Source organism: Kosakonia oryzendophytica (assembly GCF_900094925.1).
Classification (GTDB): domain Bacteria; phylum Pseudomonadota; class Gammaproteobacteria; order Enterobacterales; family Enterobacteriaceae; genus Kosakonia; species Kosakonia oryzendophytica.
On the sequence record NZ_FMAY01000012.1, the window covers coordinates 98,170 to 112,456 of the forward strand.

17 protein-coding genes are annotated in these 14,287 nt (G+C 53.5%); 6 read left to right on the forward strand and 11 right to left on the reverse strand.

Annotation, left to right across the window (positions count from 1 at the left end):
- The 4 genes from GA0061071_RS18580 to nadK all read right to left on the reverse strand — a co-directional run bounded on the left by GA0061071_RS18580 (position 1) and on the right by nadK (position 3,696).
- Positions 1 to 519 carry a ClbS/DfsB family four-helix bundle protein gene (locus tag GA0061071_RS18580; RefSeq protein WP_088236669.1) on the reverse strand — a complete coding sequence of 173 codons (519 nt, stop codon included), beginning with the start codon at positions 517 to 519 and terminating at the stop codon, positions 1 to 3.
- Positions 520 to 575: 56 nt separating this feature from the next.
- On the reverse strand, positions 576 to 920 hold the full coding sequence (gene bamE / locus GA0061071_RS18585) for an outer membrane protein assembly factor BamE (RefSeq protein ID WP_088236670.1): 345 nt from the start codon (positions 918 to 920) through the stop codon (positions 576 to 578).
- 148 nt (positions 921 to 1,068) lie between these two features.
- Complete coding sequence (recN, locus tag GA0061071_RS23540; RefSeq protein ID WP_088236671.1) at positions 1,069 to 2,730, reverse strand: DNA repair protein RecN; 1,662 nt, start codon at positions 2,728 to 2,730, stop codon at positions 1,069 to 1,071.
- An 87-nt stretch (positions 2,731 to 2,817) separates the two neighbouring features.
- The gene (gene nadK / locus GA0061071_RS23545; protein WP_061493581.1) at positions 2,818 to 3,696 is read right to left on the reverse strand and encodes an NAD(+) kinase; all 879 of its coding nucleotides are present in this window, start codon (positions 3,694 to 3,696) and stop codon (positions 2,818 to 2,820) included.
- Between the two features lie 121 nt (positions 3,697 to 3,817).
- Between nadK and grpE the strand changes: the two genes are divergently transcribed.
- Positions 3,818 to 4,414: a nucleotide exchange factor GrpE gene (gene grpE / locus GA0061071_RS18600; RefSeq protein WP_139109678.1), complete on the forward strand. Its 597-nt coding sequence runs from the start codon at positions 3,818 to 3,820 to the stop codon at positions 4,412 to 4,414.
- Positions 4,415 to 4,465: 51 nt separating this feature from the next.
- Here the strand turns inward: grpE and GA0061071_RS18605 are convergent, their stop codons facing one another.
- The gene (locus tag GA0061071_RS18605) at positions 4,466 to 5,752 is read right to left on the reverse strand and encodes an HlyC/CorC family transporter (protein ID WP_061493583.1); all 1,287 of its coding nucleotides are present in this window, start codon (positions 5,750 to 5,752) and stop codon (positions 4,466 to 4,468) included.
- 16 nt (positions 5,753 to 5,768) lie between these two features.
- Positions 5,769 to 6,557: a cytochrome C assembly family protein gene (locus GA0061071_RS18610; RefSeq protein WP_061499811.1), complete on the reverse strand. Its 789-nt coding sequence runs from the start codon at positions 6,555 to 6,557 to the stop codon at positions 5,769 to 5,771.
- A gap of 168 nt (positions 6,558 to 6,725) precedes the next feature.
- On the opposite strand from GA0061071_RS18610, the gene ffh reads away from it, so the two are divergent.
- The 5 genes from ffh (at position 6,726) to rplS (ending at position 10,344) form a co-directional block, all read left to right on the forward strand.
- Positions 6,726 to 8,087: a signal recognition particle protein gene (gene ffh / locus GA0061071_RS18615; RefSeq protein ID WP_061493584.1), complete on the forward strand. Its 1,362-nt coding sequence runs from the start codon at positions 6,726 to 6,728 to the stop codon at positions 8,085 to 8,087.
- A gap of 250 nt (positions 8,088 to 8,337) precedes the next feature.
- Positions 8,338 to 8,586 (forward strand): 30S ribosomal protein S16, encoded by a 249-nt coding sequence (rpsP, locus tag GA0061071_RS18620; RefSeq protein ID WP_061493585.1) that lies wholly within the window; start codon positions 8,338 to 8,340, stop codon positions 8,584 to 8,586.
- An 18-nt stretch (positions 8,587 to 8,604) separates the two neighbouring features.
- Positions 8,605 to 9,153 carry a ribosome maturation factor RimM gene (rimM, locus tag GA0061071_RS18625; protein WP_061493586.1) on the forward strand — a complete coding sequence of 183 codons (549 nt, stop codon included), beginning with the start codon at positions 8,605 to 8,607 and terminating at the stop codon, positions 9,151 to 9,153.
- Positions 9,154 to 9,183: 30 nt separating this feature from the next.
- Positions 9,184 to 9,957 (forward strand): tRNA (guanosine(37)-N1)-methyltransferase TrmD, encoded by a 774-nt coding sequence (gene trmD / locus GA0061071_RS18630; RefSeq protein ID WP_061493587.1) that lies wholly within the window; start codon positions 9,184 to 9,186, stop codon positions 9,955 to 9,957.
- Between the two features lie 39 nt (positions 9,958 to 9,996).
- A complete protein-coding gene (gene rplS, locus GA0061071_RS18635; protein WP_002914145.1) occupies positions 9,997 to 10,344 on the forward strand; it encodes a 50S ribosomal protein L19 in 348 nt (115 codons plus the stop codon).
- 176 nt (positions 10,345 to 10,520) lie between these two features.
- Here rplS and GA0061071_RS18640 read toward each other — a convergent pair whose 3' ends face one another.
- The 5 genes from GA0061071_RS18640 to GA0061071_RS18660 form a co-directional block, all read right to left on the reverse strand.
- A complete protein-coding gene (locus GA0061071_RS18640; RefSeq protein ID WP_061493588.1) occupies positions 10,521 to 10,715 on the reverse strand; it encodes a DNA-binding transcriptional regulator in 195 nt (64 codons plus the stop codon).
- An 83-nt stretch (positions 10,716 to 10,798) separates the two neighbouring features.
- Positions 10,799 to 11,953, reverse strand: a complete 1,155-nt coding sequence (locus GA0061071_RS18645; RefSeq protein WP_088236673.1) for a contractile injection system protein, VgrG/Pvc8 family — start codon at positions 11,951 to 11,953, stop codon at positions 10,799 to 10,801.
- The gene (locus tag GA0061071_RS18650) at positions 11,950 to 12,411 is read right to left on the reverse strand and encodes a phage tail protein (protein WP_061493590.1); all 462 of its coding nucleotides are present in this window, start codon (positions 12,409 to 12,411) and stop codon (positions 11,950 to 11,952) included. The genes GA0061071_RS18645 and GA0061071_RS18650 overlap by 4 nt, the downstream gene beginning before the upstream one ends.
- A 2-nt stretch (positions 12,412 to 12,413) precedes the next feature.
- Positions 12,414 to 14,144, reverse strand: a complete 1,731-nt coding sequence (locus GA0061071_RS18655) for a phage tail tape measure protein (protein ID WP_088236674.1) — start codon at positions 14,142 to 14,144, stop codon at positions 12,414 to 12,416.
- On the reverse strand, positions 14,137 to 14,256 hold the full coding sequence (locus tag GA0061071_RS18660) for a GpE family phage tail protein (protein WP_061493592.1): 120 nt from the start codon (positions 14,254 to 14,256) through the stop codon (positions 14,137 to 14,139). Before GA0061071_RS18660 ends, GA0061071_RS18655 begins: the two co-directional genes overlap by 8 nt.
- Positions 14,257 to 14,287 lie beyond the last annotated feature (31 nt).

Here is a 14,287-nt window from a genome sequence, read left to right on the forward strand (position 1 = left end):
TTATTTCGCCGCTGTGCTGGTTTTTAACAATGCGTTAAGGCGTGAGGTGGCGTTGTTCCATGGCGAGACAGTATTAAACTGGATCATTCGACCTCGCGTCCATTTTCCATACCACTGCTGCTGATAGAGCGCTTCGTCGCTGTAGCTTTCAACCAGCATTACCAGAGCGTGATAGCACTGCTCCAGCTTTGCGCGCAGTGTTAACCAGTCGGTGATATCCGCGTAATCGCTGTAGTACTTTTGCGCCAGTTTGCCGAGCTCATTCCATTTGAATCCCGCTGCCGGAAAATCGATTTGCTTTCCTGACGCTTCCTGTTGATGCCAGTAGATTACCTGTTCCCCCCAACCCAGTAAGTAACTAACAAGGTTTGCGGCGCTCATTGTGGTGCCGGATGCATGCCCTTCCAGAAGAGGGGTAAATGCGATATCCACAGGAATGCGATCGAGTTTTTTCTGCAAAGTGAGCCAGGATTTCTCCATTGAAGCCAGCAGTTCATCTTTGCTTTGCGGTACAGCCATTGTTTCCTCCCTGAAAACAAAAAAGGTGCCCTTTGGCACCTTTTTGTGGTTATGGCTTACTGTTGTTTGGTCAGCGCGGGTTTGTTATCCAGGCTGGTTAATACACCATTGCTGTTAAACGTCAGTGTCAGTGTCTGCTGGGTTACATCTTCATGTCCCGGTTGTTGGCGGAACACGTAGAACCACGTGTTGCTACCAAACGGGTCTGTCATCATCGGCGTACCCAATGCATAAGAAACCTGCTGTTGCGTCATACCCACGTGGATTTTTGCAACGTCGTTAGGTGTCAGGTAGTTCCCCTGATTGATATCAGGGCGGTAAACCACGCGTTCTACAGTAGAGCAACCAGCGGTCAACATCAGGAGAACCGCTGCGGCAGCAGTCAGCATTTTACAGCGCATAGTGATTTGATTCCTTTTCGGGCCCGAACAATACGTGGCTCATATGTAATATGCCGATGATAATAGACCTTTAGCCAGTTTAAAACCTTTGTGGCGGAGTCTGTTGTCGTTTTTGTCGGGAACTCTGACCCTGAGAATTCAAAAAAGTTTACGCTGCCAGCAGCTCTTTTGCATTCGCCAGCGCATTCCTTGTCACTTCTCTGCCGCCCAGCAGGCGGGCCAGTTCCTGTAAACGGGCACGTTTATCCAGCAGTTGCATATGCGTTTCGGTCATTGCGCCGTCGGTCTCTTTACTGACATAGAAGTGATGATGCCCGCAACCTGCTACCTGTGGCAGGTGAGTCACACACATTACCTGGGTTGATTCCCCTAACTGACGCAACAGTTTGCCGACCACAGCGGCGGTCGGACCACTAATACCCACATCCACTTCATCGAAAATGAGTGCCGGGGTTTCCATTTTCCGTGCGGTAATCACCTGGATTGCCAGTGCAATGCGCGACAGTTCACCGCCAGAGGCGACTTTGGCGATAGATTGCAACGGTTGCCCAGGGTTAGTGGTGACACGAAACTCAATGCGATCGGCACCTTCAGCAGTCAGTGAACGATCATCAAAGGCGACATCAATATCAAACACACCGTGAGGCATAGAGAGCGCGTGCATGCTATCAGTGATCAACTGACTCAACTCCTGCGCATATTTCACGCGTTGGTCGTGCAGAAGCCGGGCGCTCTCCAGTGCCAGTTGATGATGCTGGCTGACGGCCAGCGTCAATGTTTCTTGTGAATCCGCCTGATCGTCCAGCAACTGCTGTTCATTAAGCAGTGATTGGTGGAGCTGCGGCAGCTCTTCCGGGCTGATATGGTGTTTGCGGGCAAGTGTGATCTGCCGGGCGATGCGCTGTTCCAGTTCGTAGAGGCGATTCGGATCGAGATCCAGGCGGTCGCAGTAGTGGCGTAGCTCATCGCTGGCTTCGCTAATCTGGATGGCGGCTTCTTCCAGCATATCCAGCACGCCGGAAAGGCGCGTGTCCATGCCCGCCAGCTCCGTCAGTAACTGGCGAGCGGCATAGAGTTGACTTTGCAGGTTAACGTCTTCGCCATCCGCCAGTACATTCAGTGCGTGCTGGCTGGTAGAGAGCAGTTGTCCACTGTTCGCCAGCCGTTTGTATTCTTCGTCGATTTGCTCAAACTCGCCCGGTTGCGGGTTAAATTCATTCAGTTCTTTTAGTTGATAGTGCAACAGCTCTGCACGGGCTGCACGCTCCTGGCTCTGCTGCTGATGCTGCGCCAGTTCACGGCAGCTCTGATGCCAGGCGCGATAGTTCTCCGACATTTGCAAAGTGAGCGCATACTCACCCGCGTAGCCATCGAGCAGCGTTTTCTGGTGTTCGGGTTTGATCAGCAACTGATGCGCGTGCTGCCCGTGGATTTGGATGAGGAGCTGGCCCAGTTCGCGTAACTGAGAAAGGGGGACCGCCGTACCGTTGATAAAACCGCGGGAACGCCCGTCACTGCTGATGACGCGGCGAAGTAAACACTCACGCCCGTCTTCGAGTTGGTTCTCCTCCAGCCAGCGTTGAGCCGCCGGGGTGTCTTTCAACGCAAAGCGAGCGCACAGATCAGCGCGGGGCGCACCTGCGCGCACCATGTCAGCGTCGGCGCGGCCACCCAGGCACAGGCCGAGTGCGTCAATGGCAATGGATTTACCCGCCCCGGTTTCGCCGGTAATAGCCGTCATCCCGCTGTGAAAATCGATCTCAAGCTCACGAACGATAGCAAAATTACTGATGGTCAGTTGTGCCAACATGGTTGCTTTCCTGTATGAAAAACCATAACTGTGTTTTCGTACAGTATAAACTGGTTTTATATACAGTAAAGTGTTGTGTGATGATTTTCAGAACAATTTTTTCGACCAACCGAGTTTTGAGCTTAGCGTATTGAAATAGCTGTAATCTTTAGGGTGAATTAAGTTTAAATGATAGTCGCAGCGGCGGATTAACACATCTTCGCCTTCCTGAATGGGTAGGGCGATTTGGCTGTCGCAACTGACTTCCAGGTCGCTGCGCCGATGCGAGAAACGCAGGCGAATGGTGCTGCTGCTGTTGATAACCAGCGGGCGTGCCGACAGCGTATGCGGGAACATCGGTACCAGTGTGATGGCGTCCAGCGACGGCGTCAGAATCGGCCCACCTGCAGAAAGCGAATAGGCGGTGGAGCCAGTTGGCGTCGAGATAATCAGTCCGTCGGAACGCTGAGAAAACGCAAAAACTTCGTCAATATAGACTTCGAATTCGATCATATGGGCCACTTTGCCCGGGTGCAGCACCACTTCATTAATGGCGGTGCTGATGCGTTTTTGGCACTCCTGCTGGCAGACCTGCACTTCCAGCAAAAAGCGTTTTTCAGCGATATAATGCCCTTCCAGCACATCGGCAAGCTGCTGTTGGGCGTTATCCGGGTCGAGGTCGGTGAGAAAACCGAGATTGCCGCGGTTAATGCCGATAACATTGATATCATAACGGGCCAGGGTGCGCGCCGCGCCAAGCATATTACCGTCGCCACCGACCACCACCGCCAGATCGCCATACTGACCAATTTCCGCCAGCGTGCCGGTTCGCACATTTTTGAGCTGCAGTTCCTGGGCAATCTGCTGTTCAACAATGACATCGTAGCCTTTTGCGCTGAGCCAGCGATAAAGCATTTCATGTGTGGTCAGTGCGGTAGGGTGCCGTGGGTGCCCGACAATACCAATACACTTGAAATGGTGAGTCATGTTCTGCGGTCCTTGTGGCGAATGAATGATGACAATCTGTCACGTTCCCTTGAATCCCGGAAACTGATCCCCATAATAAGCCAGGTTAGCGAGATGAATGCAAAAAAACGCGGAGAAATTCATGAGTAGTAAAGAACAGAAAACGCCTGACGGGCAAGCCCCGGAAGAAATTATCATGGAACAGCACGATGATGTTGAGGCCGTTGTTGAGTCTGACGATTCTGCTGAGCAGGTGGATCCGCGCGATGAGAAAATTGCGAATCTTGAAACGCAATTAGCTGAAGCGCAAAACCGTGAGCGCGAAGCCGTTTTACGCATCAAAGCGGAAATGGAAAACCTGCGCCGCCGTACCGAACAGGACATTGAGAAAGCGCATAAGTTTGCGCTGGAAAAATTCATCAACGAACTGCTGCCGGTCGTCGACAGCCTGGATCGCGCGTTGGAAGTGGCGGACAAAAACAACGCTGATATGGCACCGATGGTTGAAGGTATCGAATTGACGCTGAAGTCCATGCTGGATGTGGTGAAAAAATTCGGTGTGGAAGTGATTGCTGATACCAACGTTCCGCTGGATCCGAACGTGCATCAGGCCATTGCGATGGTCGAGTCTGATGAGATTGAAGCCGGTAAAGTGCTGGGCGTGATGCAAAAAGGGTATACCCTGAACGGCCGCACCATCCGTGCTGCGATGGTCACCGTAGCAAAAGCGAAGGCGTAAGCTTCCCTGAGCAGAAACCCTCTCTTTCGGAGAGGGTTTTTTTCATCCGCCTTATTCGGTTACGCTTTCTCTCAGGGCTTTTACCGGGATCACTTTCACCTGTTTGATCATATTGTCCTGTACGTCGAGAATATCGATGTCGTACTGCTCAATACGCACGCGCGTACCGATGGCGGGGATCTCTTCCAGCGCTTCCAGCAGCATGCCATTTATGGTGCGGGCTTCTTCTTCTGGTAGCCGCCAGTTAAAGGCTTTGTTCAGTTCGCGCACGCTGGCACCGCCTTCGATAATCACCGAACCGTCATTCTGCGGCGTGGCTTCGTCTGCGAGCGCCGGTGACATAGAGGTGGTGAAGTCCCCAACAATTTCTTCGAGAATATCTTCTACCGTGATTAGCCCCTGAATATCACCATATTCGTCGACCACCAGGCCGACTTTCTTTTTATTGCGCTGGAATTTCACCAGTTGCACGCTGAGCGGTGTGCCTTCCGGTACGTAGTAGATTTCGTCGGCAGCGCGGAGCATCACCTCTTTGGTGAACTCTTTTTTCTCGGTCATCAGCCGATAGGCTTCGCGCACGCGCAGCATACTGATTGCATCGTCCAGCGAGTCGCGATACAGCACAATACGACCGTGTGGCGAGTGTGTGAGCTGGCGGACAATGGATTTCCAGTCATCGTTAATATCGATGCCGACGATATCGTTGCGTGGCACCATAATGTCGTTAACGCTGACCTTTTCCAGATCGAGCACCGACAGCAGCATATCCTGATTGCGACGGGAGATTTGCGAACGCGATTCGTTGACGATGGTGCGCAGTTCGTCTTTGCTGAGCGCGCCGCTGACTACCACATCGGCTTTGATCCCCACCATGCGCATTAAGATGCGGGTAACGCCGTTGAGCAGCCAGACCAGCGGCAGCATGATCACCTGTAACGGCGCCAGCAGAAAACTGCTGGGGAAGGCGACCTTTTCCGGGTAGAGGGCGGCAATGGTTTTGGGCAGCACCTCGGCAAACACCAGCACCACGAAAGTCAGTACCCCGGTGGCGATAGCAACGCCGGCGTTGCCGTACAAACGCATGCCGACAATGGTGCCAATAGCCGAAGCGAGAATATTGACGAGGTTGTTGCCGATCAGCACCAGGCTTATCAGGCGGTCCGGTTTGCGGAGCAGTTTTTCTACGCGACGGGCGGCCCGGTTACCCTGCTTTGCCAGATGGCGCAGGCGATAGCGGTTGAGCGTCATCATTCCGGTTTCAGAACCGGAAAAATACGCCGAAACCACGACCATAATGACCAGCGTGATGATCAGTGTCGTGGTGGAGATGTGTTCCAGGGGGAACTCCTTTGTTTTAGCTCAGAAACTCTTGCAGGACGCGGCTGCCGAAATAGGCCAGCGTTAAGATCCCCGCGCCCGCGACATTGAACCAGACGACCCGACGACCGCGCCAGCCTTCATGGTAGTGGCCCCACAGCAAAACGATATAGACAAACCAGGCGATGATAGAGAGCACCGCTTTGTCGATATTGTCCATGCTGAACAGGTTTTTCATAAAGAATAGCCCGGTACACAATGTCAGAGTCAGCAATACCACACCGACCTGAGTGATGTGGAACATCTTGCGCTCGATCACCATCAGCGGTGGCATTTCACTGCTAAACGCCAGCCGTTTGTTCTTAAGCTGATAATCAATCCACGCCAATTGTAGGGCATACATTGCCGCAATAATTAAGGTGGCATAGGCGAAAAGGGATAACCCAATATGTACCATCATGCCAGGCGTCGCTTCCAGATGGGTGATGTATTCGTTAGGGACGAAAATAGCGAAAGCGAGGTTGATCAATGCAAAGGTGTAAACGATGGGCAACAGTAACCAGCCGCGATTTTTAGACGCCACAATGGTCATGACGGTGCAGATCATCAGACTGACCAGCGAGCCTACGTTTAATAAGCTGAGGTTTTGCCCACCGTCATCGGGGAAAATGCGTTCTTTCAGCCCAAAACCGTGGAAAATCAGGGCAATCACTGCTGAAAGAATGGCCATTCTGCGCCAGCCGCTGTTTTTTTGCAGCAGGCCAGGAACGATCAGCGCAATGCTGATGGAATAGGCAACAAGAGCGATCAGAGCGAAAACGGGCATATGGGTGTCGGCAGTTGACTGAAGAAGAAAGAAAAACAGTATAGCGTCACGGGACGTTGGCTCCAACAGTTGCATCACATACAGGAGCGGGACGTTCATGTTATACTGCGGAAAATTTTTGTAATGCGTCGCCCTGGCGGCCAATCGTATCACCTCAGGCGAGAGACCATGTTTGATAATTTAACCGATCGTTTGTCGCGCACGCTGCGCAATATCAGTGGCCGTGGGCGCCTCACTGAAGACAACATCAAAGATACCCTGCGCGAAGTGCGTATGGCGCTGCTGGAAGCGGACGTTGCGCTGCCGGTCGTGCGTGACTTTATCAACCGCGTGAAAGAGAAGGCGGTGGGGCATGAAGTCAATAAGAGTCTGACCCCAGGGCAGGAGTTCGTCAAAATCGTGCGCAATGAGCTGGTTGCGGCGATGGGCGAAGAAAATCAGAGCCTGAACCTTGCCGCGCAACCGCCAGCCGTCGTGCTGATGGCGGGTTTGCAAGGGGCCGGTAAAACCACCAGCGTGGGTAAACTCGGTAAGTTCCTGCGCGAAAAGCACAAGAAAAAGGTGATGGTGGTTTCTGCGGACGTTTATCGCCCGGCGGCAATCAAACAGTTGGAAACGCTGGCTCAGCAGGTGGGGGTGGAGTTCTTCCCCTCTGACGTTGCGCAAAAACCAGTGGATATCGTTAACGCGGCGCTGAAAGAAGCGAAGCTGAAGTTCTTTGACGTACTGCTGGTGGATACCGCCGGTCGTTTACACGTTGATGAAGCGATGATGGATGAGATCAAACAGGTCCACGCGGCGATTAAGCCGGTGGAAACGCTGTTTGTGGTCGATGCCATGACCGGTCAGGATGCGGCAAATACGGCGAAAGCCTTTAATGAAGCGCTGCCGCTGACGGGGGTTGTGCTGACCAAAGTCGATGGTGATGCCCGCGGTGGTGCGGCGTTGTCGATTCGTCATATCACCGGCAAACCGATTAAGTTCCTTGGTGTTGGCGAGAAGACCGAGGCGCTGGAGCCGTTCCATCCGGATCGCATTGCTTCCCGTATTCTCGGTATGGGCGATGTGCTGTCGCTGATCGAAGATATTGAGAGCAAAGTTGACCGCGCACAGGCGGAGAAACTGGCAAATAAACTGAAGAAAGGCGACGGTTTTGATTTGACCGATTTCCTTGAGCAGTTGCGCCAGATGAAAAACATGGGCGGTATGGCGAGCCTGATGGGCAAGCTGCCTGGCATGGGGCAAATTCCGGACAACGTTAAAGCGCAAATGGACGATAAAGTGCTGGTGCGCATGGAAGCCATTATTAATTCCATGACGCTAAAAGAGCGCGCTAATCCGGACATTATCAAAGGTTCTCGTAAACGCCGCATCGCCGCAGGCTGTGGTATGCAGGTGCAGGATGTAAACCGTCTGCTCAAACAATTCGACGATATGCAGCGCATGATGAAGAAGATGAAGAAGGGCGGGATGGCGAAGATGATGCGTGGAATGAAGGGGATGATGCCGCCAGGCTTCCCGGGTAGATAATATCGGGCTATCTTCTTTGCCATTTTGCTGCCGGGGTGTGCTCAACATGCTCACGTACTGCGTGTACGCTCCGGTGACTGCGCACACGCCGATGTCAAATTGGCCGCAACGCCGACGGCCTCAGACCTCACAGTTTCATAACTGTCGATTGCTTTTTAGCAAAAAATGAGTAAAATTTTCGGGCTTTTAATATGACACCGGGCTCCGTTCCTCGATGGGGCCTGGTGTTTTATTCACACAAGAGGATGTTATGGTAACTATTCGTTTAGCACGTCACGGCGCTAAAAAGCGTCCGTTCTACCAGGTTGTTGTCACCGACAGCCGTAATGCACGCAACGGTCGCTTCATTGAGCGCGTTGGTTTCTTCAACCCGATCGCTTCCGAGAAAGAAGAAGGCACCCGCCTGGATCTGGATCGTATTCAGCACTGGGTTGGCCAGGGCGCTACCGTTTCCGATCGCGTTTCCGCGCTGATCAAAGAAGTACAGAAAGCAGCTTAATCTGTCACGGTGGTCATGATGAGCAAGCAACAAACCGCACAGACGCCTGTTGAGCCAATTATCGTTGGCAAACTGGGTTCTTCTTACGGAATTCGTGGTTGGCTCAGAGTGTTTTCCTCCACCGAAGACGCCGAAAGCATTTTTGACTATCAGCCCTGGTTTATTCAGAAGGCGGGTCAGTGGCAGAGCATTGAGCTGGAAAGCTGGCGCTACCACAATCAGGATATCGTCATCAAACTGAAAGGTGTTGATGACAGAGATGCGGCGAATCTGCTGACTAATTGCGAAATTGTCGTTGATTCCACGCAGTTGCCGGAACTGGAAGAGGGTGACTATTACTGGAAAGACCTTATGGGTTGCCAGGTAGTGACTACGGAAGGTTACAGCCTCGGTAAAGTCGTCGATATGATGGAAACCGGGTCTAATGACGTTCTCGTCATCAAAGCAAACCTGAAAGATGCATTTGGTATCAAGGAGCGGTTGGTTCCGTTCCTCGATGGGCAGGTTATCAAGAAAGTCGATCTCACTACTCAAACCATTGAAGTAGATTGGGATCCTGGTTTTTAAACCTCCGGATATACGGTAAAAGACGGCGCTATGTGGATTGGCATAATTAGCCTGTTTCCTGAAATGTTCCGCGCGATTACCGACTACGGGGTAACTGGCCGGGCAGTAAAAAATGGCCTGCTGAGCATCCAGAGCTGGAGTCCGCGTGACTTCGCTCACGACCGGCACCGTACCGTGGACGATCGTCCTTACGGCGGCGGACCGGGGATGCTAATGATGGTGAACCCTTTGCGGGACGCTATTCATGCAGCAAAAACCGCGGCGGGTGAAGGCGCCAAAGTGATTTATCTGTCGCCTCAGGGACGCAAGCTTGATCAAGCGGGCGTGAGTGAACTGGCTACCAATCAGAAACTGATTCTGGTGTGCGGTCGCTACGAAGGGATAGATGAGCGCGTAATTCAAACCGAGATCGACGAAGAATGGTCTATCGGCGATTACGTTCTCAGCGGTGGTGAGTTACCAGCGATGACGCTGATTGACTCAGTTTCCCGGTTTATTCCGGGCGTACTGGGACATGAGGCTTCAGCAACGGAAGATTCCTTCGCTGACGGGTTGCTGGACTGCCCACACTATACCCGGCCTGAAGTGTTAGAAGGGATGGAAGTACCGGCGGTGTTACTGTCGGGGAACCATGCTGAGATACGTCGCTGGCGTTTGAAACAGTCGCTGGGCCGCACCTGGCTTAGAAGACCTGAACTTCTGGAAAACCTGGCTCTGACTGAAGAGCAAGCAAGGTTGCTGGCGGAGTTCCAAAGCGAACACGCAAAACAGCAACTGCAACAGAAACATGATGGGACGGCGTAAGCCCCCAATATCAGTTTACCCAGGATAAGAGATTAAATTATGAGCAACATTATTAAGCAACTTGAACAAGAGCAGATGAAGCAGGACGTACCTTCCTTCCGTCCGGGCGATACCGTGGAAGTGAAAGTATGGGTTGTTGAAGGTTCCAAAAAACGTCTGCAGGCATTCGAGGGCGTGGTTATCGCTATTCGTAACCGCGGTCTGCACTCTGCATTCACTGTTCGTAAAATTTCCAACGGCGAAGGCGTTGAGCGTGTCTTCCAGACTCACTCTCCGGTAGTTGACAGCATTGCTGTTAAACGTCGTGGTGCTGTTCGTAAAGCTAAACTGTACTACCTGCGTGAGCGTACCGGTAAGTCTGCTCGTATTAAAGAGCGTCTTAACTAAGGATCGCTTTCGCGACATCCGAAAAGTTAGTGTAAAACAAGGGGTTGGCGTAATGCCAACCCCTTTTTTATTGGCGATGGCGGCAGAATGGCGGCAGAGGATCGCCACTGGCGGCACTGAATGGCAGGCAAAAAAAAGCCTGCTTGCGCAGGCTTTGGGATGGGGTAATGCCGGTATTACCGCACACTGTGGGGCGGTGCGGCTTGTGTCGCGCCAGGACGGACAATGTAGCGTGCCAACGATTCGTGGGTCACGAAGGTGCAGCCGCAGTTGATGTTCTGGCACTGGTGGTAGCGTTCTTTGGTTTCGGTACTGAGATAGCGGCTTGAACGCGCATGAGCCGCTTCCTGGCATAACGGGCAATGCATCATTTTGTGATTTCTCCAGCGTGTTTATGCCAGTAATAATAAACCATTAACTCGCAAATGCAAGTTAACAATTGCATTTGACGTTTTCAGGCGCCAGATTCCTCCATGTCGTACTCCACGTTTCGGATGTCGGCTTCCAGCTCCAGTTTTGTAATAAAACCTTTTTTATCAATGCCATGAGTCACTTTTTTGATCACCCATGGCGTTTTATTGATCACATCCTTAAAACCCGATAACCGGACAGGCGTTTCCGGCGCGATGTCGGCCCGTCCTTGCGCGAGAGTCAGGCTAAATTGCGCTGCATTTCTCTGACGTTGTTGCCATTCCGCTTCTGCCGCACGGATGGCTTCATCTTTGGAGGCGAACATGTTTTGCAGGATGCTGACATTCTCGCGTGAACCGGCGAGGTAATCCTTTGTTGCCTGCTGCGTGCCGGCGCTTTTGCGCGTCAGTTTTACCTGTTTCACCTGTTTCTGCGGCGTTTTCGTATCCTGCCAGCGAGCGATGACACTGCCGTATGCTGTCCGATCGGCCAAATCAAACGTATGAGCATCGCCATCGCTACGGCTGATGGTCACCGTTGGGATGGCCTTACCGCCTCGTACGCATTTACCCGGCACAAGAAAAATCAGTACGCCCGATTTTACGGCGATTTCAGCACCGTTGCGGATAGCCAGCCGGGTGAGAAAGGCGATGTCGCTCTCTTTGGACTGGTCAATATGCGCTATCGTAATACCGGCCAACGCCGGCGAGACGCTGGCGCTCAGCGAATTGCGCCAGGCAATATCTTTCACAATCTCGCCAAGCGTTGTGTCATGCCATGACCGCTCTTTTGGGGTATTCATGTCATTGCGAAAATCGACGCTGCGCCCGGTAATCACCAGTTGATCCGGCGTGCCCCGGTGCGTGACCTGGTCGATAATGAAACTTCCCATATCGGTCAGTACCGAGCCCTGTCGGCCAATCGAGACGTTAACCTGCGCGTTGCGCTCTGGCATCTCGATTTTGCCGTCGCTGTCATCCAGCGTCAGTGTCAGCGTGTCAGCTTCAAAACCGCGGTTGTCCGTGACCGTGAGCGCGATTAATCGCGGGGCGAGCCTGGCGGTAATGTCTTTTTTTTCGTCTTTACTGGTGTTGTTTTTTGCCGCAGAGGCGCTGCTGCTGGCGGGTTTTTGGTTCAGCTCCAGCTTAAACGCGGGGGCATCTCCCCGCGTCAGATCGTTGTCGAGAGCGTCAATCATCCGCGACTCCCCAGCATTTTAGTGGCATCGTCGAGCAGCTTACTGCCTTTCGTGTAAAGCGCTTCTGCCTCGGAGAGCAGCGACTCGTCGACCCGGGTTAAATTCAGGGTGAAGCTGATTTTGCGCGGCGAGCCGTCGCTATAAAACTCGGAGCCGTTCTCTTTGACGCTGCTGATGACATACACACCGTAAATCATGCCCGTGCCGTCGATGAGCGGCCATTGTCCGCCCTGTTCAGCCATCAGACGCACGGCCGCCAGCGACAGCACGCCGCCGGTCAGTTCCGGGTAGAGCGCGCCGGTAATTTCGAGAGTATCTTCGCCCGGACCGATATACTGATACGCCGCGCGTTTACCGACGCGCGCGTTGCTGCTCCAGGTAAACGTCGAGGTGCGGTTCAGGTTCTGAAACGGCAGCGTTTGCCGCATAAAGACAAAAAGTCCCAGCGCCAGCATCATAATTAAAACCCTCCTGATGGATAGAATTGCGAAAGGGTGCTGTTGCGTTTGTTCGCCGCGTCCTGGCGGAACAGATCCTGCAGGTAGCGCTCGTTAGTGCTACCGGGGGTGATATCGCCCTGTAACGTGACGTTATATTCCGTTTTGCTCTGGTCGACATACGAATTACCGCCTGCGGGTCTGGCTGCCTGGTAGTTGTTGAATCCCGGCATTGTGCTCGTTGGCTGGACGTAACCGAATGTTGTCCCCGCCGCCGTTGCGTCCACCTGCGGTTTGGGGATCGCAATCGCCGGTTGCTTGTTCACGATGCCGAGTTTCTCCAGCAGCCAGCCGACGCCGTCGATCAGCAATTTCAGCGGCCATAAGCAACCGATCAGCCCATCGGCCAGAAACTTGCCAAAGGATTGCCCGGCATTGCCGCACTTCTCTAGTGCTTCCTGACTGAATGTAATCGGGGAGAGCAGCGCGCCAAACAGGTCTTTTATCCACGTCAGGCCGTTGCCAATGGCGTCGAAAACGGGCTGTAAAGGCGCGAACAGTCCGGCAAGTGGGGCTAATCCGGCTTTGATACCTTCGACCACGCCGCCAAAGAAGGCGCTAATCGGTTCCCAGAGGGCGTAAATGCCCAGCGCTATGCCGGCAATGGCGGCGATAATGCCGATGATGGGCAGGGTAAGCGAGCCAAGTACCGCTACAATAGCGCCACACACGGTGGTAAAGACGCTGCCAAGGGTGGTGGCGATGGTGATAAGCGTACTGATGCCCGTAAAGACGGGCGCAATAACGCTGGCCACGGTGCCAATGGCCCCGGCGACGCCAACCACCACGGTGGCGATCATGCCGAAGGTCTGCACCAGTCCCTGGTTGTTCTGTACCCACTGTTGCAGCTGGCCCAGATACTGAGTAGCGGTTTGTACCAGCTGGCGTAAAGAGGATTCCTGAGTGCGGAAAATATCCACGCTCAGCGACTGATACGCCGCTTGCAGCGCTTGTAAATCGGTGCCGAGATTGCCGCCGCTCTGCGCGGTTGCCACGTTCGCGCCGGGGTTGGCTGGACTGGCAGGGGTGGCTGCCGGTGCCTCTTTCAGCGACGCTTCGTAACCCGGTTGCAGCAGTTTTTTGCCGAGGTTAACCCCGGTGGTAGCAACCGACATGCCGGTTTTGCCGACGGTGGAGAGGTTCGCGGCAATACCCAGAATGGATTGCTGTCCCGCTTTGATTTTCGCCATGCGGTTTTGCCGGTTCTCCTGCGCCAGCGCATCGCGCTGGGTGGTCAGTTGCCCGGTATGCTCGTTGATGCTGTTTTGCAGACGCTGCCGTGCGCTTGCCGGTGCGCGGGTGCTGATGCCTGCCTGGCTCAGTACCTGGCGCTGGTTTTTCACCGACTGACGCAGGTCATCATGCTGTTGTTGCAGGGTGCTGACGCGGCTGCGGGCTTTCTCCAGTTCGCTTATTTGCGTACGGGAGGGCTCGTCCACTTTTTTCAGTTCAGATGCCAGCGCGCGGGTGTTCTCTTTGGCGACGTTCAGCGCCTGGCTGACGGCAGTCAGGGCGCTTTGCGTTCGGGTAAAACCGTCGATTTGCGCCACCTGACTGTACAGGCCGCGTAAGGTGGTCTGCGTCTCTTTAACCTGATCAGACAGCGACACATTCGCGGTCTGTAAGGTTTTAAACGGGCGCGTCGCCTGATCAACAGCCGTGAGCAAGTCTTCTATTTTTACGCTGTTACTCATGTGTGTTTCCGCTTCGCTGCAGCGCTTTTTCGCGCCATGTGATGAGTTCGCTCAGGCTCAGGGGATAGAGCTCTGACGGCGGCCAGTGAAAAATCACCGCGATATCCGCCATCAGATCGTCAACCGACAGGTTCGCCGGAAAG

Bases quoted from the DNA above. Each gene is read 5' to 3' on its own strand.
- GA0061071_RS18580 (WP_088236669.1), bottom strand. From the start codon at position 519: ATGGCTGTACCGCAAAGCAAAGATGAACTGCTGGCTTCAATGGAGAAA.
- bamE (WP_088236670.1), bottom strand. From the start codon at position 920: ATGCGCTGTAAAATGCTGACTGCTGCCGCAGCGGTTCTCCTGATGTTG.
- recN (WP_088236671.1), bottom strand. From the start codon at position 2,730: ATGTTGGCACAACTGACCATCAGTAATTTTGCTATCGTTCGTGAGCTT.
- nadK (WP_061493581.1), bottom strand. From the start codon at position 3,696: ATGACTCACCATTTCAAGTGTATTGGTATTGTCGGGCACCCACGGCAC.
- grpE (WP_139109678.1), top strand. From the start codon at position 3,818: ATGAGTAGTAAAGAACAGAAAACGCCTGACGGGCAAGCCCCGGAAGAA.
- GA0061071_RS18610 (WP_061499811.1), bottom strand. From the start codon at position 6,557: ATGCCCGTTTTCGCTCTGATCGCTCTTGTTGCCTATTCCATCAGCATT.
- ffh (WP_061493584.1), top strand. From the start codon at position 6,726: ATGTTTGATAATTTAACCGATCGTTTGTCGCGCACGCTGCGCAATATC.
- rpsP (WP_061493585.1), top strand. From the start codon at position 8,338: ATGGTAACTATTCGTTTAGCACGTCACGGCGCTAAAAAGCGTCCGTTC.
- rimM (WP_061493586.1), top strand. From the start codon at position 8,605: ATGAGCAAGCAACAAACCGCACAGACGCCTGTTGAGCCAATTATCGTT.
- trmD (WP_061493587.1), top strand. From the start codon at position 9,184: ATGTGGATTGGCATAATTAGCCTGTTTCCTGAAATGTTCCGCGCGATT.
- rplS (WP_002914145.1), top strand. From the start codon at position 9,997: ATGAGCAACATTATTAAGCAACTTGAACAAGAGCAGATGAAGCAGGAC.
- GA0061071_RS18640 (WP_061493588.1), bottom strand. From the start codon at position 10,715: ATGATGCATTGCCCGTTATGCCAGGAAGCGGCTCATGCGCGTTCAAGC.
- GA0061071_RS18645 (WP_088236673.1), bottom strand. From the start codon at position 11,953: ATGATTGACGCTCTCGACAACGATCTGACGCGGGGAGATGCCCCCGCG.
- GA0061071_RS18650 (WP_061493590.1), bottom strand. From the start codon at position 12,411: ATGATGCTGGCGCTGGGACTTTTTGTCTTTATGCGGCAAACGCTGCCG.
- GA0061071_RS18655 (WP_088236674.1), bottom strand. From the start codon at position 14,144: ATGAGTAACAGCGTAAAAATAGAAGACTTGCTCACGGCTGTTGATCAG.
- GA0061071_RS18660 (WP_061493592.1), bottom strand. From the start codon at position 14,256: ATGGCGGATATCGCGGTGATTTTTCACTGGCCGCCGTCAGAGCTCTAT.